Origin of the sequence: Chryseobacterium oleae (assembly GCF_900115055.1) — a bacterium.
Taxonomy (GTDB): Bacteria; Bacteroidota; Bacteroidia; order Flavobacteriales; family Weeksellaceae; genus Chryseobacterium; species Chryseobacterium oleae.
Genome location: NZ_FOVD01000001.1, coordinates 893,099 through 916,049, shown reverse-complemented (window position 1 = coordinate 916,049; position 22,951 = coordinate 893,099). Strand labels below are relative to the sequence as shown.

Sequence of the window (22,951 nt, the reverse complement as noted above, 5' to 3'; positions counted from 1 at the left end):
GGAAGTTTTAATAAAAGCAGAGTCAGAAATAATAAACCTTCTTGACAGTGAATTGATTGTAATCAGTAGTTGTTATTTATAACGGATCTTTAGTTTTCTCAATGGAATCTTTTTTATAATTGTACTTCATATAGGTTCCCAGAGCTGGCGAATAAACAGAAAACTCTTCAAGTTTTGTTAAAGGAGCGTAAAGTTTAAACGTACAGATGTCCGTTGCGGAGATGAAAGGACTTGTTCTTAAGTGACTGTGGGTAGCCATGGTTAAAGTACCGTTCTCTCCCTGAGTAAATGCCGGAATAAGCCTTGAGTGAAATCTTTGATTGGACGTAATTTTACCTTCTTTATCGGTAATAAAGAGATAATCGTTCCCAAATGGAATGACCCCTGACTGAGAAGTCCCGGGAATCAGATATACTTTATAATTTTCATTGATTGGAATGATGATAAGGTTAAGATTATAGCCTTCGGGTGCGCTCACTTCATATTTTGGATCTGATAATTGAGATATAACCGTACTTCGGATTTTATTTATATTAAGCTCTGTCTGATTGAGTTGTCTTTGCTGCAGATTTTCTCTGACAGGCTTCTTTTGGTTGTTTTTGAATGAGTATTCAGCAACAACCAGATTCTGGTCTTTATTCAGAAAAACGGTTTTTACAGTATCATTGCTCTTGTAAGTCAAATAACTTTGGGCCATCTCACGTAATTTTTTATTTGAAGCCATAAGATCACCGGAGTTCCATGATGCGATTTCATGAGAATATAATAGATTTCCTTCTGCTTTAATGGAATCCAGTTTCTGCTGAAATTCCTTTTTTGAATATGTATTTTCCTGTGCAGAAATCATTAAAGACATAATGATTAAAAGGATTGCTGTAATTTGTTTCATAGATTATTTTTCTACGCTAAAATACAAAAATTGTATACTCAAATTCAATTCATTTATTTATTGAAAATACGTGCTGATTTACTTTTACTCCAAAATATTATTTCCCAAAATACGATAGAGCTTGCGGCATTGGTAAGAATTGCAGTCATAATACCATAGTCATCCCATTCGGGTGCAATTTTCAGCAACCATGTCAAATTGGCCATTGCTAAAGCCAGAAATGCTATAAATAATCCACTGATGACGCTAAAAATGATTTTCCATTTTAAAACAATAAAAGAAAACAGGAAATTTAAAATTCCAAAACCTAAACCCGTCACAAGTTCGAATTGATGGGTATTCAGAATGTCATCCAAAGTAGCAATTGGTACTGCAAGAAAACAATAGACTATAAAAAGAAGAATATAGGCGAGAAGTCTTTTTTTCATTACAATGTAAAATTAAATATATGGCAATAAAGCCTTCTCTGTAAAAATAATCCTTTACTTAATATCTTTCTCTTCCACCTTTTCAAAAACCTTCTTTTGCTCATTCCAGACAAAAGCGTGGTAATACACATTCTCAGCCTCATTGGATTCCCGGCAGATGCTCGCAATAAATAACCTGCTGTCCGGATAGAAAATGGCCCGGTCGTCGGCAAACAGGCAGGAGGTCTCTTCTCCCAGAGGAAGTCCATAGATTTTTCCGTCACGCACATCCATCATCATTCCCATAATGCAGCTTGCACCACATCCGAAAATAACAGTGATATAATAACTGGCAAAATTAGGAGTACCTGATTCGTAGGCATCCTTGATTCTTGTTCTGAAATTATAGGCACCTTCATCACTGGAAAAATCAAGCTTTGCTTTTTTGACGAACTTATAATTCGCAGACGGAAATTTATTGAAGGCAAAATCGTCAGTGATCGTTTCAGGTTCTGCGGCCGGTTCTTCGGTTTTTATATTTTCGGATTCATCTGCAGCGGCTGTGTCGGTTTTTAGCTCTTCCGGAGGCATTGCTATAACAGTATCCGCAAGTACGGGTTGTGAAGTTTCAGCTTTGACGGCTTCCTTTTTCTCTTTGCAGGAAGCTAAAGCAATAGCCATAAAGAGTATTAATAATGAGTTGATTTTCATGGTTGTTTTTTTAGATATTCTTGTTAGAAAGGGATGATGAGTGTTTTTCCTTTAAAAACTCCTTTTTCTATTGTAAAAAGAACAGCATATCCTCCGGCTCCATCTGAGTTCACCATATTGATGTACAACGTTTCATGTTCAGAATCAAAATAGCAGGCAGCAGATTCCGTGTTGATATTAAAAAGGTTTTCAATCTCCTTTGAGGGAATCAGAAGTGTTTTCCCGCCCATTTTCACAGAGATCGATTTATAGTGAGTCTGTGGAATAGTTCCATCCGTACCCCAGATCTGCTGGCCTTTAAATTTATCCTCAACTTTATAATCTTTGTAATCAGTAGTTGAAAAATACTTTTTGTTTTCCTTGTAATTAAAAGGTTCAGATTCAATAGTAACGGTGATGTTTTTTGAATTAAAAACCGCTTTGTTTTCATTAATAGAAACTACAGGAACCGATCGATAAGATTCTATATACTTAACTCTTGAACTGTGAATGTATCCTGACAGATTTTTCCCATTTTTGTCGGTGTAATCAGCATTAAGCCAGTTCTTGTTATCTTCGGGACTGAATAGATAAAGGATCTCATCCGAATTGATCTTTCCCACAATATCACTTTTCCCATCCGCTTCTTTCCTCAGATTCACATAACCGTCTTTGTCAACGATCTTTGCAAATTGAGACCATGAAAACTGGAAACTTAAAGCGGCCGCCAGCAGGATTATTTTATTTGTTTTCAATGCTGTTTTTATCGGTTAAAATTAATACTTTATTATTGGTGAATTTCAATTAAGTAATTTAATATCAATGTTTAAGAAACTGAAATTCTTCTTTTGAACTTCATTAACTTCCCTCTTAGAGCTTCAGACTTCCTTCCTTATTTAAATATCTTCTGAATCACATTTCCGATCTCCATAAAATCATCATGGTTCCCCACAGAACGGATCTCCGGACTATTTTCGTCAAATTCAGAGAATGGGAAGATCAGAAGGTAATTGTTATTGCTTAAATGTCGGTTCAGCAATTCAGGAATAAGTCTCATCCTCGGAACATACGACTGCATACCGCGTTTAGCCATCAGAACAATAAGTGCTTCATCTTCTTTAAGCTTTGCTGCGGTTTTTTCACCATCCTGCCACGTACTCATAATGATGAATTCCGCTTCTATATTGGCCTTTTTAACGATTTTCTGAAGAATATCAAGAATGTTTTCCGGAGCATAAAAAACGACTGTCGCACCGGAGTTTCTGGCGACATTCCATACTCTCAGAAGGGCATGGAAAAATCCGGCTTCCTTATGAGCGTTTTCCGGAATCATCACGGCATATTTCTTAATCGTTGAAAGTGGCTGCGCTGCATGATAAACGAGTACATTCACATCATCATTCTGTAAATATCCGTTGTACAGATTATACACGAAAGAAGGGGAGAAGCCTTTCTCATCCTCAAGTCCGATGATAAGATCTGTGATATTCTGTTCTTTGATTACATTTTTAACCCCATTGATCACGTCGTTGTCGTATCTCTTAAGCGTCTGCATCTTCACATCTGCTGCAGAAGCGGCATCTGCGGCCTGATGAAGAAGTTTTTCCGCATTTTTCACCGAAGATTCATTTTTATCTTCATTAATCACATTTAAAGCAAAGAGGTTTTCCGTATTTGAATGGGCTTTGATCAGGATTCCCAGATTCACCATTCTGTCTACCGTTTCCTCGTGATTGATTGCCAGCAGGATATTTTCTTCTTCATGACTGTCGCCGGAAACCGTATCCTCATTGTCGCTTTCTGCAATTTTTTGCGCACTTGCCATTGATATAAAGGAAGAAATCGTACAGGAAATAAGGATCAGCAGAATGCTCCCGTTCAGGACGTGTTCATTCAATAGTCTTACCGGTTCGCCGGTTTCAGTTTCGGAGAGGATGATGTTGTATCCTACCATAACCGATGCTAATGTTGCAGCTGCAGAAGCGGAACTCAACCCGAAAATCAGTTTTCCTTCCTCTTTGGAAAGTCTGAAGGTCTTTTGCGTCATGACTGCAGAAACATATTTCCCTCCGATGGAGGCAACGAGCATAATTCCGGCTACTTCAAGTGTTTCCCAGCTTTTAAAGAAAACCTTAAAGTCGATCAGCATTCCTACACTGATCAGGAAGAACGGGATGAAGATGGCATTTCCTACAAATTCCACCCGGTTCATCAGGGATGAGGTATGCGGAATCAGCCTGTTTAAAGCCAGTCCGGCAAAGAATGCTCCGATAATGGCTTCTACACCGGCAAGTTCAGCCAGCATAGCGGCCAGATAAATCATCACCAGAACAAAAATGTATTGCGAAATTTTATCATCCACCCTTTTGAAGAACCACCTTCCGATAATGGGAAATATGATCAGTACAATCAGGGCAAATACAATAAAGGAAACGGAAAGTTTTACCCAGAATTCCGTGCCTACATCACCTTGGGACATTCCCACGATCACGGCAAGTACCAAAAGGGCAAGAATATCGGTGATCATCGTTCCACCGACTGTAATATTGACCGCCTTGTTTTTTGCAATGCCCAACTTGCTGACCAAAGGATAAGCGATGAGGGTATGCGAAGAAAAAAGACTGGCAAAAAGGATAGACGTTAATATGGAAAAATGAAGGAGATAATACCCTCCGAGATATCCCAGAACGAAAGGTACAGCGAATGTATAAATTCCGAAAGTGAGACTCTTCCATTTATTCTTTTTAAAATCGCCCATATCAATCTCTAATCCGGCCAGGAACATGATGTAGAGAAGCCCTGTAGTTCCCGTCACCACAATGCTGCTGTCTCTGGCAAGTACATTGAATCCGTTTGGTCCTATCACGGCACCGGCGATGATCAGCCCCAAAAGATGTGGGACTTTAATTTTGTTTAAAAGCAGGGGAGCGGCAAGGATGATGACCAGTACCAACAGGAATTTTAATACCGGATCTTCTATAGGAAAACTCAGATTATGTATACTCAGTAAAATCATAGGTGTTTTTATTTGGTGGAACGTACTAATTCGACAGAAAATCTCGCGGTACAGCCATTGTCGGCGGTCACGGTTCTGGTTCCTTTAATTTTATTGGCAGAGATGTCATTGAGAAGGACGTTCATCTCTACACTTTTTTTAGCGGTGGAATCGGTTTTGAATGAAAGCCTGATTTCGTTGTTCTCATACTTTCCGGAGTACAGCCTTACAAGATTGTTATTGTTTACGATTTTGGTCACCAGTTGGGTAGAGTCGCTGTCAAATTCCCAGGTGTCGGTTCGTTGATCACCTACCGCATAATCACTGCAGTTGGATTCGGTGCAGATTACCTTTCCATTCCAGGGGCCGGAAATATCCGAAGGCCATGCAGCAATTACGACAGAATCTTTCTTTGAAAAAATGCTGTCTCTCATTTTGATAAGGGCCTGGTATTCGGATTCTTTTTTAGCGAATATTTTTTCTTTTTCAAGTAATTGCTTTTCTCTTTCCGTGAGGCTTTTTTCTTTTTCCTTATAATCACAGCTGATCATTAGAAAAGAACCGACAAAAAGGATGAAAAATGTGTTTTTTAGCATATTGTAGATGTTGGTGTAAACAATATAAGAAAAAATACGGAAAATATAAAATCCCAAGGCCTATATTGGCTTCAATGCAGAAAAATTTACACTGAAATTATCAGTATTCAATAGGGATAAAAACAATTCCGGACACCTCAAAACCATTGACCTTCGTTTTCCACGCCGGTGATTTTTTAATAATTTCGATAAGTTTAGTCTTTATATTTTCTGCCATAATGAGGTTTCTGATTTCTACAAAAGAAGCAGACCCTTTAGGATCTATATCCAGTACCATAACAGCATTTCCACTGTCTTTCTTTTTGTATTTCTGATCCAAAACAGGATAGATGTTTTTTTCTACCCATTGATACAACGCTGTTTCTCCACCTTCAAATTCCGGATGCGGAGGTTTGTTGTCTTTAAACTTGGGCGGAAGGTCATTCGGGTAAGTGCTCAGATTAAGGTTTTCTTTGATGAGTTTAAGATTTCCTTTTTTGTTCGGGCTATATATTTTTTGATTGATCTTGTTGGATTTAAGATCGATGTCTATAAAATGAATTTCGGTATCATTTATTCTGTAAAATCCACGGTGAGTTTCTTCACTGGCGGCATTTTTCACCAATGCATTTCCCTTGATAGTATCCCCTTTATTTGGAATGATGTACAATTCTTTGGATGTAGACTGGTCTTTTTTGTTCCGGAGATAGACGTCGTAATTAAAACTTTTCAGTTTTACATTTTCTCTGAGTTCAGTCTGCTGTGCAAAATAAAACAGCGGTGACAATAGTAAAGAAATGGTGAATAATTGGTTTGGCATGTGATCAGTGTTGGTGGAGCCAAGATAGGGAATATAAAAGTAAGCGGGAAGATTTTTAAAACTACTTAAGTTGTATTTAACTAAAGTGTTTAAAAACTTTTGTTCTAATTATTTATTGACCACGGATTTCACAGAGAGACACAGATGATTAAGAATATTTTCTACTGTTTTGTTAATATAAAAATCTTAGATTTTTGGAAAGCTTATGTGTTCTTTTATGTGGTTTTTATTGTCAACTTTGATTAACTAAAGTGTTAAAAAAACTTTTGAGACTTTTGTGGTTGAAAATAATCACTGTTGAATTTTACAATTCCACCTTCTGTCTTCTAAACATTTCCGGTTTATAATTAATAATAAAAACACCACAAATAATCATGGCTGCTGCAAGGATAAATTTAAGGGAAATTTTTTCATCCATGATCAGCCAGCCTAAAAATATAGCAATAATAGTATTCACATAAGCAAGTATGGAAACCTGAACAGGAGATATTTTGGTTAAAGCATAATGGAATGCAAAAAATGCTGCAACAGAACCGAAAACAGCCAGATAGATCATTGCTGAAATACTTTTTAAAGACCAGTTTCCAAAGTTATAATTTTCTGAAAACAGGAAGGCAAAAATAACCTGTACAACGCCTGCAAATAGGAACTGATAAAAGAGGTTCAGCGTGATATTACCACTTTGTATATTGAGTTTCTTGGTGAAAATAGTTCCTGAAGCCCATCCTGCAATGGCACAGAAAAGAAAGATCATTCCCATTCTGTACTCAGGATTGGCCAGATCCTGTATGCCGTCCCAGAAAATAAAGAGAATCCCGCTGAAACACAGAAGAACACCGGCCAGCGCTCTGAAACTGAACTTTTGAAGACCTACCGCCAGACTTCCCAGGAATACCAGAATCGGAGAACAGGCACTGATGAGTGAAGCCAGACTGCTGGATACGGTTTCTTCAGCTACTGTGGTCATTCCATTCGCTACAATTAACATAAGAGAAGCAAAGACAATCTGATAGCCTAAATTTTTCCAGCCTATCCATTTAAACTCTTTTCTTGAAAGAAGAACAAAAAGCATAATTAATGCAGCCAGAAACTGACGGATTCCCGCAACGAACCATGCCGGAATAGTTTCCACAGCAACACGTATCGCTAAAAATGTAGTTCCCCAGACAATGGCAACGGTGAGAACGGCAAAAAGAAGTTTGTAATCTTTCAAGGTGAATGTATCGTATAACAGACAAATATACCTGTTCTGAAATGAACCGGATGGGTACAGTTTGTATGATTTTAGCTGATACAGATGGGAATTGGGATGGGAGAGGGAAGAGGGAAGAGGGAATAGGGAGGCTGGAAGTTACTGATGGTCATTTGATGATTACAGTTCTTATAAAGTAATTGAAAATAGAATGAGGCATAGTTGTCTTTTTTGCGCTCCAGAACTTCCATCTTCCATCCTCCTTCTTCCTTACTTTTCACAACAGATCACTATTTTTCCTGATGCTTTTCCGCTTTCCAACAATGAGTAGGCAGTATCTGCCTGTTCCAATGAATAGGATTGGGGATGCAGCTTAATTTTTACTTTTCCGGTTTCCAGAAGAAGGGCCGCTTCTTTTAAAATATCACCGTGGTGTCTTTTTAGTTCTCCTGATAAAAGAGGATAGAGGGTGAAAACTCCGGAATATTTTGCATTGCGGAAGGAGAGAGGAGCGAGGCTGTGTGTACCCCATCCGAGAATGCTTACCACATGTCCCGTATATTGTTTTACAGCACGAAAAGAATCATCCAGCACATTACCTCCAACTGTGTCAACAACCGCATCAAAGCCTGGCCCGTTGGTATATTGCAGTACATACTGATCAACGGATAAAACGGTGTAGTCAATAGGTTCCGCGCCATATTTTCGGATCTGTTCCGAACTTCCTGATTGTACGGTTGTGTACACTTTTGCTCCTTTTGCCACAGCGATCTGCACTGCTATATGGCCTACACCTCCGGCTCCTCCATGAATCAAGACTGTTTGGTCGGGTTGGATGTTGATCTGGTCTACAAGAGCTTCCCAGGCAGTAATGAATATCAAAGGTATGGCAGCGGCTTCCTGAAATGAGATGTTTTTAGGTTTTAAACTGATATGGTCAGCATCAGCCGTAATGTACTCTGCTAAAGTTCCCTGATGATTACCGATACCGCCTACCATTCCGAAAACTTCGTCACCCACTTTGAAATCATTGACGTTTTTCCCTGTTTCTACGACAATTCCTGACATGTCGATTCCCAAAACTGCTGGAAGTTTCACTTGAGCGTGAGCAGCCTGACCGTTTTTTATTTTAAGGTCTAAAGGATTCAGTCCGGCAGCTTTTATTTTAATTAAAACCTGATGTTCTTTTGGTTTTGGCAGGTCAATATCCTTCATGATAAAGGGTTTTCCGAATTCTTCTGTGATAAGTGCTTTCATTGTTGTGTTGCGGTCTGATTTCATTGTTTTCTTTTTTTGATCATACAAAGTTCTGTACTTTGGAGTCTTGAAATGTTGTATTTTTACATGATAAAAGGGTATAATATTGTCATGAAAAAGGATTTTATTCACCAACCGTTTGAACTCGATTTGAAAGAACCAATGGATGTCTGTCCAAGAGGCGGTCACAGCGTTAGTTTTTTTGAACTGGTTTATATTGTTTCAGGGACGGGAACACAAAATATTAACGGGAACGAATTTCCTTACCAGTCCGGAAATCTTTTTCTGCTTGTCCCGGAAGATTCACACCATTTTACTTTTACAACAAAGACTCAGCTGTTTTTTATAAGATTCAATAAAGTATTCCTGCAGAGCAAACATATGGCAGCGACTTTCCTGAAGCGGCTTGAACAGACGTTCTCCAATCATACTTTCCAGGGATCTGTGATCAAAGAGGAAGACAATGAAAAGATGATTAAAAATCTGATGGAAAACCTGATGATTGAAATGAAAAGTAAGAATCTGTACACTGGTGAAATGATTCAACTTTTAGTGCAGAGCGTTCTTACAAGTGTTGCGCAGAATCTGATGAAAGAAGATATTGTAAAGGTAAATGAAATAACCGATCATAAGGCAGCAGATATGATCCAGTATGTACACGGACATATTTACGATCCTAAAAAACTGACAGGGGAGCATATCAGCAGTATGTTCGGGATTTCTAAAACCTATGTTGGACGCTATTTTAAGAGTAATACGGGAAAAACTTTAAATGAATATGCCGCCCAATATAAGATGGGGCTTATTGAAAACCGTTTAAAATACAGTGATATGCGAATCAGTGAAATAGCAGATGAATTCGGATTTACGGATAAAAGCCATCTGAACCGATTTTTCAAAAAACTGAAAGGAACATCACCTTCTGCATTCAGGAATGAATAGACCTGCGATTTTAAAAAAAGACTTTTATTCTTTATCTTTGAAGATCTAATAAAATTTGAAGATGGTAGGAATTATTATGGGCAGCCAGAGCGATCTGCCGATCATGGAACAGGCTGCTAATTTTTTGAAAAGCCTCAATATTCCATATGAATTGACGGTAGTTTCGGCACACAGAACACCGGAAAGAATGTTTGACTACGCTAAAACGGCGAAAGAAAGAGGCTTGAAAGTGATCATCGCAGGAGCGGGAGGAGCCGCACACCTTCCGGGAATGGTAGCGAGCTGCACGACTTTACCTGTAATCGGAGTTCCGATTTTGTCAAGCAATTCTATTGATGGCTGGGATTCCGTACTGTCTATCCTTCAGATGCCGGGTGGAATTCCTGTGGCAACGGTGGCTTTAAACGGAGCACTGAATGCGGGGATTTTGGCGGTAAAGATTCTGGGAAGCTCCAATGATGCTGTGGCAGAAAACCTTCAGAAGTATCAGGATTCTCTGAAAGATAAGGTGCTGGGAACAGTGGATGATATTAAAAATCATCATCCGAATCATTACGATAAATAGTCTGTTTATTATTTTTAGTATTTAAAGTCTATTTGGTTATTTTTTTTAATTCATTTTTGTGCTATTTATATAAAATACTGTTAAATTTAATTAATTGTTTAATCTTTAGCTTTATTTATTGAAAATATGATAATCTTTTGAATATTTTTTTATCTTTATCACGTTGATATTTAAAAAAATATAAAAAAGATGAACAAAAAATTACAAAAGTTATTGGTGGCTGTGGCAAGCTGTGGGTTTGCCCTGTCATTGGCTCAGAATCATGAGGAAACAATTAAAAAATATCTGAATGATGATAGGAGTCTCAGATCTATGGCTAATGAGCTTAAAGATTTTGAAATTCTCAATGTTGACCCCTCTGCTTCACTGAAAGGTGATGTGGTGGTGGTACAGCAGAAGATCAACGGAGTGCCGGTATACAATAAAATATCTACGCTTCTTATTAAAGACAATAAGATTACTTACTCCTCCATGGGATTTGCTGATCATTTGAAGAGTTCGGGTGTGCCTGATGGCAGACCGGGTTTGAGTCCGGAAAAAGCATTTCAATCTTTTGCTGAAACTTCAAAACTGAAAACTCCGGAAATCTATCGATTTGGCAGTGCCGACAAAAAAGAATCTTCAGAGGATACTCCTCCGGTACATTCTAAATTATTTTATTTTTTATCAGAAGATCAGATGCATCTGGCGTACCAGTTTGTCTTTGACGAGGCTGAAACTTCCAATATGATGGAAGTTATTGTCGATGCTCACACGGCTAAAGTTTTACATATAGAAAATAAAACGATCTCTGAAACTTTTCATGATGATCTGTTCAAAAGCCACGATGATGCAGAGTATGGACAGAAAACGGTAGCGTATCCGATGTTGCCTAAAAAACAAAATCTCGTATTGGCACCTCCCTCCAATGCCAGCTACAATGTTTTTGCTTTACCGGTAGAAGCACCGTCATTCGGATCCCGGTCAATAGTTTCAAACCCATGGGATCTAACAGCTTCTCCTCAGGGATGGCACTCTAACGGGACTACTTCTTATACCACTTCAAGAGGTAATAATGTATACGCTTATACTGACACAAATAATACCAATACGGTAGGAGCCGTAGCTAATGGTGGGAGTACAAGAAATTTTGATTTCCCTTTAGATGTCAATCAAGTGCCTACCACTTATACTTCAGCAGCCATCACGAATTTGTTCTATACGAACAATATGATGCATGATATCTTTTATAAATATGGCTTTACAGAGTCTGCCAGAAATTTTCAGGTTAGTAATTTTGGCAAAGGAGGATCCGGTAATGATGCGGTACTGGCTGAAGCACGTGACGGAAGTACTGCTGCTAAGCCTAGCTTTAATAATGCCAATTTTAGTTCTCCTGCAGACGGAAGTGCTCCAAGGATGCAGATGTATCTATTTGATCCTAAAGTGATTAATAGCGGATTTAGCATCAGTGCTCCTTCAGATTTAACTACTTTAAAGCCTAATGTTCGCTATGCCAGGGAAGGAATGGGGCCTCAATTGTCGGTGACCGGGATGAGCGGTGATTTAAAAGTTGCCAGCCCGCTGGATGGATGTACTGCTTTAACCAATACAAATCTTTCAGGAAAAATTGCCCTGATTGAAAGAGGAACCTGTGATCTTGCCGTTAAAGTGAAAAATGCGCAGACAGCAGGAGCAAAAGCAGTAGTGTTTTACAATATACCTGCTTCTGCATTTGGATCATTCGGAGCTCCTGATGCTTCGGTCAATATCCCATCGGTTCTTGTTCAGAACGGTGATGGAGTGACTCTGAAAAATAAGCTTGATCAGAATGTCAATGTGAACATTACCTTAAAACGTGATCCGTCTACCTTTGTTTATCTGGACGCGTCTTTGGATAACGGTATTATTGCCCATGAATATGGACATGGTATTAGTAACAGACTTACCGGGACTGGTTCGTCATGTTTATCATTTCCTACAGATAATGAGCAAATGGGAGAAGGATGGGCTGATTTTTTTGCTTTAATGCTTACCATGAAACCTACAGATAATGCAACTATTCCAAGAGGTATGGGGACATTTGCTTCAGGACAGGAGACAGCGGGTGGAGGAATAAGACCTGCGAAATATTCACCGGATTTTTCTATTAATAATTATACTTACGGAAAAACCAATGGGATGAAAGTTAATAGCTCAGATGTGTTTAAAAATCCTATAACAGTAGCAAATGTACATTCAATAGGATTTGTATGGGCTACCATGTTGTGGGATCTGCATTGGAAATATGTGGAGAAATATGGTTTCAATAATGATATGAGTAACACCAGCAGTGGATCATCGAAAGCACTGCAGCTTGTAATGGATGCTTTGAAACTGCAGCCGTGTAATCCTACTTTTGTACAGGGAAGAAATGCCATTCTGGCTGCTGATCTGGCTAAAACAGGAGGAGCAGATAAGTGTATGATCTGGAAAACGTTTGCAAAGCGAGGGTTGGGAGTGAATGCAAAGTCAGGAAAATTAAATGGTTATTGGTCAGGTGCTGATCAACCTGCTCCAGATCTGAATGATCAGGTAGAAGACTTTACGGTTCCTGCAGAATGTAATACCACTGCTAAATCTACTTTGACAGAGGATGGAATAAAATCAAAAAATAATGTATCCATATATCCGAATCCTGCTAAAAATGAAATTTTCATTGAAGCCAATGCGAAAGGGTCAGGATTTGTAAAAATATATGATGTTTCCGGAAAACTGGTTAAAGAAGATAAAGTAAGCTTATCCGAAAAGTCACGTGTGAATATATCAGATCTTGCAGATGGAGTATATGTTGTAAAAGTAGATGGTCTGGGAATAGATCGTACAGAAAAAATTATTGTAAGAAAATAGACCAATAAACTGGTCTAGGCCATATGTAAGACTTGTATGTAAAGTCTAAAATTGTTTTAGGAAAGTTTATTAGAAGCTCCGGCCTCATCGAAGATGAGGCCGGAGCTATTTTATCTCTTAATGAATTTAAATGCATGTATTTTTTCCTTGGATATGAGCTGCAGAATATAAATTCCAGGTTCCAGAGATTGAATGTTGACCGAATTACCTGTTAATATATTCTTGCCTGCCATTCTACCCGAAGCATCCAACAGGATATAAGATTTTATATCAGGTATGTTTTTTATAAAAATTACATCATGTGTAGGGTTGGGATATATAAAACCACTTTCTTTTGTACCAGAATCTGATACCGAAAGTGTACGGCATTCTCCCACCATATCATCGGAAAAGATCCAGCCTTTACTAATCAGGATATTTCTTTTACCCGCAACATCAGAGGAATAGGTGAGTGGAGCTACAGATCCCAGATTGACATTATTGGCAGTATTGGGGTTTTCTGCCCATGCAGTGAGGGTTCTGCTGTAATTCGTACAGTCTATTCCGGAATTGGTTAAAGCGGAATTGGCAATAGTAAGGAGAGGGATATTCCAGCTTTCCAGACTTTGGTTAAAGCCTGTAGCACCTGCAAAGACGGTGCTCAGATTGGATACCGTGCCTGTGTTCCATGCATCAAGAGGCTGGTTGAAAGCTACACAGTCATGAAACATATGGGACATGTCTGTCACACTGGAGGTATTCCAGGTATTGAGCGGCTGATTAAAATTAGGGTTGAAATGAAACATAAAGCTCATATTGGTTACCAGAGCAGTATTCCAGTTATCCAGTGGCTGGTTAAAAGCATCTGTCCCGGAAAACATGAAGCTCATGTCCGTCACCTTTGAGGTATTCCAGCTGTTGAGGTTTTGATTAAAGATTTTATTTTCCTGAAACATAAGATTCATGGTGATTACCTTTGATGTATCCCAGTTGCTTAAAGGCTGGTTGAAATTTTTTGTGTACCCAAACATCGCGGTAAGATTGGTTACATTTGAAGTATTCCAGCTATTGAGGTTTTGGTTAAATGAATTTCTGCCAAAGAATAAACAGCGGAAATTTTCTGCTGAAGAAGTATTCCAGGATCCTACTGGAGCATTGAATGTATCGGTTGCAAATGATCCGGGAGGAATACCGAACATAAATTCAAAGTTTTTTATCTTAGAAGTATTCCAGTTGGCCATAGACACATTTCCTTTAAAGTCTATAACGCTGTAGAACATATAAGATGCATCTGTAACATGGTCCAGATCCGGAGAGTCGGAGGCAGAAAGCTGTAAAAATCTGCAGTCTGAAAAGGCATTGTTCATAGACTGCCATTTAATATTCCCCCATTGCTGGATGTCAGCAATTTTATCGATACTTCCGGAATAAAGCCCGTCTACTCCGAACTGTATTTGTCTGAAGGTACCACTGCCATTGCTTACTTTTACCCTGTAAGTGGCATCTCCGGCATTCGGATTCAATGGAGTTCCAAAATCGATGAGAACCTGTTTTGTAGAGGTGACATCAGACAATATACCGCTGTGCTGAGGATAATTGATTTCTTCCCACTCAATGTTGTAATGTTCTCCAATGCCGGGAAACCAGATCTGGTGAGCTCCCGGTTGTGAAGGAGCATCTATGGTGAACGGAAAAGAAAGCTGCTGACTTGGTTTCCAGATGGTGATAAATTCGTCCTGAGCTTTGATGAATTGAAAGAATACAATGAATACAACAAAAAGTATAGTTTTATTAATCATATGTCAATATTTTGGGAAATAAATATATAAAAAATAAATAAAAGTATACTTTTTGTTGAATTATAGGGAATTACTTTCAAAACTTAGGAAACGGATAAGCTTTTTTTGACCACGAAAAGAAAAGAAGGATCCTATTTATATAAAAGGAAGATTACAAAAAAAATAGCCCTCTTTTTCTCACGCAAAGTCTAATGCTAATGCTGTATAATATAAGTTGAGCAAAGAAGGAATCAATTTCATTGATTCGACTAAGCGGGCGTTTTATCCATACGCTTCATCAGCGACGTAGTCGAAATCTTTGCTTTCCTCAAAATCCAACGTTACCAAAATGAAACTTAGCGTTAAAAAAACATTATTACTTACCTAAGTTTTGAAATTGATCCAATATAACGGTTGTATTGTAGATGAATCAAAAAACGCTCCGGATATCGGAGCGTTTTTATGTTAGTTTTATTCCTGGGCCATATTGTCCCTTGTATTTTTCTGAACCGAAATAGCTCCGAAAAGAGCGAGGAGAAATGCAAATGCATAGAATCCTTTTTCACTCGGAAGTATAGTGGCATTCCAAAGTCCTATAGCCAGCAATACGATGGAAGAAAGGGTTGCAAACCAACAGATTCCGTAATAAATATCCGTTACCGGAATATTCTCAAGCCTGTCACGAACCGCTTTCTGCAGAGAAACTACGGCAAAAAGACCATACAAAAGGATGGTGAAATAATATCCTTTTTCATTCAATAGCATTTCAGCTCTGGCAAGGCCTACAATAAAACCTATCATTCCTGCTCCCAATGCTACCCAAGACGCGGCTACGAATGCATTTGATACTCTTTGTTTTTTCATGTATTTTCTGTTTTTATTTGAGAGGGCTAATATATTCATTTTTTATAAATATAGATCTGCCAAAAGGGAAATATGGGAAAAACCCGGAAGGGATATCTTAATTGGCTTTAAGTTTTGGCTAAAGCCTGGTGATTTTGTCTTATAGTAAAAGCGGACTAAAGTCCGCTCCTATTGAATACCGGTAAGGATAATGATCCAAAACTCATAACTCATAATTTATAACTCATCATTCAAAATTCTAAATCTTTTCCCTAGCCCCGATAGCAGCGGTTACCCCACAGCAGCGATGGTCAGGCTTTGGGGCGAGGAGTATGAGCGGATAGCGGGAAACAGCTCCTGAAAAAATGGGCAAGGAATATGCTGAACCGGCCACAAAAAGAAAAAGACTTTCCAGAAATCTGAAAAGCCTTTTATTATATATGATTTAAAAATCTTAGTATCTGTAGTATTCAGGCTTGAATGGCCCTTTTGCGTCTACACCGATGTATTCAGCCTGTTCCGGAGAAAGAGTTTCCAGTTCAACGCTTAATTTTTTAAGGTGTAAAGCAGCTACTTTTTCATCCAAATGCTTAGGAAGCATATATACTTCGTTTCCGTAAGCAGCAGAGTTTGTCCAAAGTTCGATCTGAGCCAGGGTCTGGTTAGAGAAAGAGTTAGACATTACGAAACTTGGGTGTCCTGTAGCACATCCAAGGTTAACCAGTCTACCTTCAGCAAGGATGATTACTTCCTTACCTTCAATCGTGTAGATATCTACCTGTGGCTTCACTTCAGATTTCGTCTGACCGTAGTTTTTGTTTAACCAAGCCATATCGATTTCATTATCGAAGTGACCAATGTTACAAACAACCGCTTTGTCTTTCATTTTAAGGAAATGCTCTCCTCTTACAATGTTGAAGTTACCGGTAGTTGTGATTACGATATCTGCGTTGTCTACAACAGTATCCAGTCTTTTTACTTCATAACCGTCCATTGCAGCCTGAAGCGCACAGATCGGGTCAATTTCAGTAACGGTAACGATAGAACCAGCTCCTCTGAAAGATGCAGCAGTACCTTTACCTACGTCTCCGTATCCGCAAACTACCACTCTTTTTCCTGCAAGCATAAGGTCTGTAGCTCTTCTTACAGCATCTACTGCAGATTCTTTACATCCGTATTTGTTGTCGAACTTAGATTTAGTTACTGAATCGTTTACGTTGATAGCAGGCATTACTAAAGTTCCGTTCTTCATTCTTTCGTACAGTCTGTGTACACCAGTAGTGGTTTCTTCAGAAAGTCCTTTGATATCTTTTGTGAATTCAGGGTATTTATCGAAAACCATGTTCGTTAAATCTCCACCATCATCAAGGATCATGTTTAATGGTTTTCTGTCTTCTCCAAAGAATAAAGTCTGCTCAATACACCAGTCAAATTCTTCCTCGTTCAGACCTTTCCAGGCATAAACCGGAATTCCTGCAGCAGCAATAGCAGCAGCAGCGTGATCCTGTGTAGAGAAAATATTACAAGAAGACCATGTAACTTCAGCTCCTAAAGCTACCAAAGTCTCGATAAGCACAGCCGTTTGGATCGTCATGTGAAGACATCCGGCAATTCTTGCCCCTTTTAATGGCTGAGACGGTCCGTATTCTTCACGGATCGACATCAAACCTGGCATTTCTGCTTCTGCAAGGGTAATTTCTTTTCTTCCCCATTCTGCTAGGGATATGTCCTTCACTTTGTAAGGAACGTATTGTGTTGTAGTACTCATATGTAATGAATAAATTTAAATTCAGTTGATAACGAAACGCAAAATTACAATTAATAATTTAGATAAAAAAACGGCAGATCAAGTTGGCTTTAATGAGATTATACATGGATAAAAATTATTTAGTCTTAATCTAAATAACTACTTTTGTCAGATAAAATTTTATACTATGAATCATACCAATACCCAGGAAGAAGCTAACAGAAAAGCAAAACCGGTAGCTCCAAAAGTAAAAGAACTGATAGAACGTACCAAAAGTGTGATTTTGGCTACGGTAGATGCGGAAGGAACTCCGAATTCAAGCTACGCACCTTTTGTACAGGTAGACAATACTTTATATATTCTGGTTTCTTTCATGGCTAAACATACCAAAAACCTTGCTGATGGAAGAAAAACCTCTGTTATGTTCATTGAAGATGAATCTGCGACCAAACAGATCTATGCACGTGAGCGTTTAACAATAGAAGCAGCAACTTCACAGATTGAAAGAGATTCTGAAATCTGGAACACAGTTGTAACCAAATTGAAAGAAACACACGGAAAAGTGGTGGATGTTATTGCTGAAATGCAGGATTTCATTCTGATCGCTTTACAGCCGGTAAAAGGTTCTTATGTGAATGGATTCGGAAGTGCTTATTTTGTAGATGAAAATCTTGAGATTCTTGAGCATAGAAATGATGTGAACCATCAGTCTAAATAATCAATAAGAAAGGGAGAGGGAAGTAGGAGGATGGAAGTTTATACAGATTAAATAAGAAGGTTCGTTTTAAATGATCCTGATTGCAGATAGAATGCAGGTGCTGAATACATGACAGCAGCTGCATTTTTTTATATCTAATAGCTACGGCAATTAACCTTTTGCCATCGCTACGATCTTTTTTGCTAAGACTAAAGTTGGGTCAATCAGAATTACTCTTCTGCCATCTTTTATGATTTCAGTTTCGGTAGGAAAGAGCAGAGGAAGTTCCGTACAGCCTAATACAATAACGTCTGCACCTCTGGCAGCAATGAAGTCTGCCGCTTCAAGAATCTGTTCTTTGCAGATCCCTTCTGTAAATCCTGCTTTCACGCCATATTCACCATAAATACTTTCCATGACATTCTGCTGTTGTGCTACATCCGGAACGATGGTTTCAAAACCAAATTTCTGAAAGACGGCATGATAAACTTTGCTTTCTACAGTTCCGCTGGTTGCCAGTAATCCAACCTTTGTCTGTTGCCCGAACTTTTCATTAATATATTCAGCAGTCGTGGTGAGCATATTAATAATAGGAATACTCAAATGTTCCTGAATACTTTCCACAAAAGCGTGAGCCGTATTACAGGGAATTGCAATGACATCCGCGCCTTCTGCTTCCAGTCGTTTACAGGTAGAAAACATAGCCACCGTAGGATCTGTTTCGTGACGGATCAGATGAGCGGTCCTATCCGGAATCTGGGGATTCTGTTCAACAATCATTTTAATATGATCCTGGTCCTTTTTGGCGGGTGTATTGTTTATAATTTTATTCATAAAATCTACGGTGGCCGACGGCCCTACACCGCCCAATATTCCAAGCTTGAACTGTTTATGTATTTCGGTTTTATTATTCTTCAGAGCATAATCTACATAGATCTGATTAACATCAAGTATGGAAATTCCCCTTTTCCATAAAGGTTCTGCAACAAGAGAAAGCTCCGTAATTCCAGGCAAAATAATGTCGCAGCCTTTTAGATTTAATTCAACACAGGTTTCATAGATATACTCTAAAGACAGTCCTTCAAAATGGCCGTTCTTCACCCCGGAATCTCCATAAATAGCTTCCATTAATTTTTGCTGATCATCAGGGAAAACAAGTTCATAATCTTCAAGATAATGGTTCAGCATCTTTTTCTCTTTTACATAATCAGAGGTTAATACGCCTATCTTAGCTCCTTTTTCAACTTTTGAACTGATGAATTGAGCCAGTGCTTCAAAGATATTCACGACAGGAATAGAAATTTCTTTTTGAAGTTCTTCTAAGAATGAATGGCTGGCAAAACACGGCAACATGATTTTGGTGACCGAATTTCGCTCAAAATTTTTGCAGACATTGTAGGTATAATATTTTCTCGATTTTATATCTTCTTCGTTGTACAAGGGAAGATTAATTTGACTGTAAGGCTGCTGTTCAAATACAAAATGATAATTTAACTGGTTTTTTAAGACCTGTTGATTTTTAAGTAATTTAAAAAATAAATCACCTCCCGCCAGTGTTCCGAGTCCTCCGATGACAGCTATCTTTTCCAATGTTACTATTTTAAAAATAAGAACAAATTTACTGCTTTTGATGATAAATTGAGAGGTTCTGAAAAGCTATTAGTGTTCATATTTTGACCAAATTATAAGTTTTTATAATTCAGTGTTTCCTGAGATACTTTGCTGTAATTGTTTGTAATCCGCTTCCATCTTCATTTCTTTCATCTTCCACATCTTTTTACTACTTTTATCGAATAAAAAAATAATGCCTCTTTACCGCGATTTTTCTGATGATACTGCCACCATCCTTGTATGGAAATATGACGAAAGCGAAGAACTTGATATCCACGAGCTTCTGGAACCGGAAAATGCCGAAAAAGTAAAAGACTATCATCCGAAAAAACTGCAGGAGGTACTGATGGTACGCAAGCTTCTGAAAAGTTTAAAACCTCATTCCAAAATTTTATACAAAGAAAGAGAACCTTTTCTTTCGCCCAAAGATGCTGAAATTTCCATCACGCATTCATTTCCTTTTGCTGCCATTGCGGTTTCCAAAAATAAAATAGGGATCGATATTGAGAAATTCAACCCAAAGATCTTAAGGGTTATCGATAAATTCACCTATGAAAACGAAAGAGGATTCATCCCCAAAGATAATGAAGCTGCCTTCTATACGATTATATGGAGTGTAAAGGAAAGCATGTATAAAATCCATCACTCGAAATACTGGTCCCTGAAAAAGAATTATGAAGTGAAACCTTTTGAGCTTAAACACCTTCATAAAATCAGCTGCAGGGTCTATGACGAACAGTTTTCAGACGAGTTCAAAGCGAGAGTGGAATTTTTTGACGACTATTGTTTTACGATTGTGGAGGAATAGGATCTTCTTCGCTTCTGTATTTTTCGATTACTTTTCTCTGTTCTTTAGCGACATCGTAGATCAGCTCCAGGATATCATGGATATTCTTAAGCTCTGTTAAATGTGAAATTTTATCAGGATCTCTGCGGTCGATGAGGTCGTTTTCCTCAATTTCAGTTTTTCTTTTCGAAAGCATATCTTCAATGGAGGAATCTTCTGGTTCCAGGCGGCTTTCCATTCTTAAAGCTTCATTGATTTCGTTTCCGTGTAGTAGAACGGAGGTCTGTTGCATTTCTGCTTCTATCTTTCTGCTCCAGCTTTCAGCATCTATTTCAGGATACTTTTCATCGTTTTTAGAGTATTGGGAAAGTGAAGCGGTATATGCTGTAATCAGGTGTGACGTGGCCACAAACTGATGAACGACTTCCAGTTTCTTCTGCTGGTTTTTCGGCTCGGAGATCATTCTCTGGAAATTATCGGAAAGGTTGGCCAGTGAGATGATCGCATTTTTTCTCTTCACTTTATAATCTTCAATGTCAAATTTTCCTTCCAGAAATTTTGAAATAACACTTTCGAAATAGATGAGGTTGTCTGCTGCAGACTTTTTCATCAGATCGAGATTCTGAGTATGTTCCCATACCGGCAAAACAATATAAGATACGGCAAAAGCGATCACTCCGGCGATGAAAGTATCAATGATTCTGTCTTTGAAAATCACATTGACATTTCCGGGATTTAAAAAATTAAAACTCAGAAATATATAGATCGTCATAAACAGAACCGCCCAGAAATAACGGCCTTTCAGAAAACTGAAACACATGATCATACTCAATAGAAGGATGGTAAATAATATACCATTGAAATGAATAAAATGAAGGATCGTATAGGCTATGACTGCACCCGCAATGGTTCCATACAAACGAAGCAGGTTTCTTTTTTTTGTAATGGAGTAGGCCGGTTTCAATATCGCTACGATCGTGATCAGAATCCAATAGGTGTGTCCCAGCCCCAAAAGATCAAACATAGAGAAAATATATCCCACCAGCAGTGCTGTGGTGATTCTTATCGCATGTCTGAAATGAGATGATGAAAGCGAAATATTATTCCTTAAAACTTTAAAATTAAGTTTCTCCTCATTAGGCATGAATTTTTTTAAATCCAAACCTGTGGAAAGACTTTTCGCCAGTTTTACATCCTGAGAAAATACTTTATAGATCTCGTTGATTTCTTTGGTGATCTCGTTGATGCGCATCAGAATCTGGCGGAGGATCATGAAATTCTCCAGATTGCCGGGACTCATCTGCTTATTGCGGAGTTCGAAATAATGATAGTTTAGGTTTTTCAGTTCAAGCTCCAGATCAAACATGGGTTTTGCCCTTGTTCCGCTTTGAAGTGCAATCCCGATATTGGTGATTTCTTCAGCAAGAAGGTTTAGATAGTCATGGATGTTCACGAGAATCATACTGTCTTCAAAACTCTGCTGCAGCTTCTGATAATCGCTTTCGGAGGTCATCAGTTTTTCATGAAGGTCCATAGAATTCAGGAACATCAGCATCAGCAGTCGGCTGGTCGTTGTAGATTCATTGACTATGGTTCTGGTCTTGAAAACGGTTTCCCTGGTTTCTTCCTGAAGGTTTTTGATTCCGACCTGTTTGGCAATAACCTGAATGGTCAGTCTGTCGAAGTCCGGATTCTTCTGATAATAATTGGCTTTGATCTTTAGAAATTCTGCAAGCTGAAGATAATTTTCCCCGATCATCTGTCCCGCCAGTTTATAAGGCTGGATGGTGGTGACCACAAGGAAGATCAGCAAAAACCAGATACATCCGGATGCAAAGATCAGGAGGCTTTTAAAAATATTGGCTCCTGTAAGATGCCCGTCGATAAAGATCGCGAGGACAACCAGAGATAATGATCCCACCGCAGCAAGCCTCTGTCCGTAGACCCCGATAAGCGAGAAAAACATCCCGAATAAGATGATCTCAAGAATGACCAGCACTTTAAAATTCATGACCATACTGGCAATAAGTGCGACGAAGACAAAACAGAAAATCGCGAATGTCAGTGCATTTCTTCTTCTGATAAAAGGTCCCGGCTGATCACAAAGCGCTACAAAGCTGGTTCCAAGAGGGAAGAGGAAGTATTCTTTCAGAATCCCAAAGTGGGCGAGGACTAAACAAGGCAGAACAGTTGCCAGCGTAATTCTGATGGCAGAATATACATATTGGCTGGTAACGAATTTTTTGAGTTCTGCTGAATAGTTCATACTACAAAAATAATTATTGAAAACAAGAAAAGCCTTATAAAAA

At 38.5% G+C, this 22,951-nt stretch carries 20 protein-coding genes; 5 read left to right on the top strand and 15 right to left on the bottom strand.

The window, feature by feature from the left end:
• Nucleotides 1-76: 76 nt before the first annotated feature.
• From BM143_RS04045 to BM143_RS04005, 10 genes are all read right to left on the bottom strand, one after another.
• Nucleotides 77-889 (bottom strand): hypothetical protein, encoded by an 813-nt coding sequence (locus BM143_RS04045; protein ID WP_090023208.1) that lies wholly within the window; start codon nucleotides 887-889, stop codon nucleotides 77-79.
• A 53-nt stretch (nucleotides 890-942) separates the two neighbouring features.
• Nucleotides 943-1,317 (bottom strand): hypothetical protein, encoded by a 375-nt coding sequence (locus BM143_RS04040; protein WP_090023206.1) that lies wholly within the window; start codon nucleotides 1,315-1,317, stop codon nucleotides 943-945.
• A gap of 54 nt (nucleotides 1,318-1,371) precedes the next feature.
• Complete coding sequence (locus tag BM143_RS04035) at nucleotides 1,372-2,007, bottom strand: hypothetical protein (protein ID WP_139221981.1); 636 nt, start codon at nucleotides 2,005-2,007, stop codon at nucleotides 1,372-1,374.
• 23 nt (nucleotides 2,008-2,030) lie between these two features.
• On the bottom strand, nucleotides 2,031-2,741 hold the full coding sequence (locus BM143_RS04030; RefSeq protein ID WP_090023202.1) for an SH3 domain-containing protein: 711 nt from the start codon (nucleotides 2,739-2,741) through the stop codon (nucleotides 2,031-2,033).
• A 137-nt stretch (nucleotides 2,742-2,878) separates the two neighbouring features.
• Nucleotides 2,879-5,002, bottom strand: coding sequence for a cation:proton antiporter (locus BM143_RS04025; RefSeq protein WP_090023201.1), 2,124 nt, complete (start codon nucleotides 5,000-5,002; stop codon nucleotides 2,879-2,881).
• A gap of 8 nt (nucleotides 5,003-5,010) precedes the next feature.
• Nucleotides 5,011-5,577, bottom strand: coding sequence for a hypothetical protein (locus BM143_RS04020; protein WP_090023878.1), 567 nt, complete (start codon nucleotides 5,575-5,577; stop codon nucleotides 5,011-5,013).
• Nucleotides 5,578-5,677: 100 nt separating this feature from the next.
• Complete coding sequence (locus BM143_RS04015; RefSeq protein ID WP_090023199.1) at nucleotides 5,678-6,376, bottom strand: hypothetical protein; 699 nt, start codon at nucleotides 6,374-6,376, stop codon at nucleotides 5,678-5,680.
• A 304-nt stretch (nucleotides 6,377-6,680) separates the two neighbouring features.
• A complete protein-coding gene (locus BM143_RS04010; RefSeq protein ID WP_090023197.1) occupies nucleotides 6,681-7,589 on the bottom strand; it encodes a DMT family transporter in 909 nt (302 codons plus the stop codon).
• Nucleotides 7,590-7,660: 71 nt separating this feature from the next.
• Nucleotides 7,661-7,849: a hypothetical protein gene (locus BM143_RS23705; RefSeq protein ID WP_139221980.1), complete on the bottom strand. Its 189-nt coding sequence runs from the start codon at nucleotides 7,847-7,849 to the stop codon at nucleotides 7,661-7,663.
• Nucleotides 7,839-8,849: a zinc-dependent alcohol dehydrogenase family protein gene (locus BM143_RS04005; protein WP_090023195.1), complete on the bottom strand. Its 1,011-nt coding sequence runs from the start codon at nucleotides 8,847-8,849 to the stop codon at nucleotides 7,839-7,841. Before BM143_RS04005 ends, BM143_RS23705 begins: the two co-directional genes overlap by 11 nt.
• 87 nt (nucleotides 8,850-8,936) lie before the next feature.
• Between BM143_RS04005 and BM143_RS04000 the strand changes: the two genes are divergently transcribed.
• The 3 genes from BM143_RS04000 (at nucleotide 8,937) to BM143_RS03990 (ending at nucleotide 13,200) form a co-directional block, all read left to right on the top strand.
• On the top strand, nucleotides 8,937-9,767 hold the full coding sequence (locus BM143_RS04000) for an AraC family transcriptional regulator (protein ID WP_167375238.1): 831 nt from the start codon (nucleotides 8,937-8,939) through the stop codon (nucleotides 9,765-9,767).
• 61 nt (nucleotides 9,768-9,828) lie between these two features.
• Nucleotides 9,829-10,332 (top strand): 5-(carboxyamino)imidazole ribonucleotide mutase, encoded by a 504-nt coding sequence (gene purE, locus BM143_RS03995; RefSeq protein ID WP_090023191.1) that lies wholly within the window; start codon nucleotides 9,829-9,831, stop codon nucleotides 10,330-10,332.
• 189 nt (nucleotides 10,333-10,521) lie between these two features.
• Entirely contained in the window at nucleotides 10,522-13,200 is a 2,679-nt protein-coding gene (locus BM143_RS03990) for a T9SS-dependent M36 family metallopeptidase (RefSeq protein WP_090023189.1), read from the top strand.
• A 110-nt stretch (nucleotides 13,201-13,310) separates the two neighbouring features.
• Here the strand turns inward: BM143_RS03990 and BM143_RS03985 are convergent, their stop codons facing one another.
• The 3 genes from BM143_RS03985 to ahcY all read right to left on the bottom strand — a co-directional run bounded on the left by BM143_RS03985 (nucleotide 13,311) and on the right by ahcY (nucleotide 17,568).
• Nucleotides 13,311-14,978 carry a BspA family leucine-rich repeat surface protein gene (locus BM143_RS03985; protein WP_090023187.1) on the bottom strand — a complete coding sequence of 556 codons (1,668 nt, stop codon included), beginning with the start codon at nucleotides 14,976-14,978 and terminating at the stop codon, nucleotides 13,311-13,313.
• A gap of 450 nt (nucleotides 14,979-15,428) precedes the next feature.
• Nucleotides 15,429-15,821, bottom strand: a complete 393-nt coding sequence (gene yiaA / locus BM143_RS03980) for an inner membrane protein YiaA (protein WP_034728978.1) — start codon at nucleotides 15,819-15,821, stop codon at nucleotides 15,429-15,431.
• Between the two features lie 433 nt (nucleotides 15,822-16,254).
• On the bottom strand, nucleotides 16,255-17,568 hold the full coding sequence (gene ahcY / locus BM143_RS03975) for an adenosylhomocysteinase (RefSeq protein ID WP_034728983.1): 1,314 nt from the start codon (nucleotides 17,566-17,568) through the stop codon (nucleotides 16,255-16,257).
• Between the two features lie 166 nt (nucleotides 17,569-17,734).
• Between ahcY and BM143_RS03970 the strand changes: the two genes are divergently transcribed.
• Nucleotides 17,735-18,265, top strand: a complete 531-nt coding sequence (locus BM143_RS03970) for a HugZ family pyridoxamine 5'-phosphate oxidase (protein ID WP_034728986.1) — start codon at nucleotides 17,735-17,737, stop codon at nucleotides 18,263-18,265.
• 150 nt (nucleotides 18,266-18,415) lie between these two features.
• On the opposite strand, the gene BM143_RS03965 is transcribed toward BM143_RS03970, so the two are convergent.
• Nucleotides 18,416-19,834: a cysteate racemase gene (locus BM143_RS03965; RefSeq protein WP_228430686.1), complete on the bottom strand. Its 1,419-nt coding sequence runs from the start codon at nucleotides 19,832-19,834 to the stop codon at nucleotides 18,416-18,418.
• A gap of 214 nt (nucleotides 19,835-20,048) precedes the next feature.
• Here BM143_RS03965 and BM143_RS03960 point away from each other — a divergent pair, with 214 nt between their 5' ends.
• Nucleotides 20,049-20,663, top strand: a complete 615-nt coding sequence (locus tag BM143_RS03960) for a 4'-phosphopantetheinyl transferase family protein (protein ID WP_034728988.1) — start codon at nucleotides 20,049-20,051, stop codon at nucleotides 20,661-20,663.
• On the opposite strand, the gene BM143_RS03955 is transcribed toward BM143_RS03960, so the two are convergent.
• Complete coding sequence (locus BM143_RS03955) at nucleotides 20,644-22,908, bottom strand: FUSC family protein (RefSeq protein ID WP_090023183.1); 2,265 nt, start codon at nucleotides 22,906-22,908, stop codon at nucleotides 20,644-20,646. The two genes, BM143_RS03960 and BM143_RS03955, sit on opposite strands and share 20 nt — an antisense overlap.
• Nucleotides 22,909-22,951 lie beyond the last annotated feature (43 nt).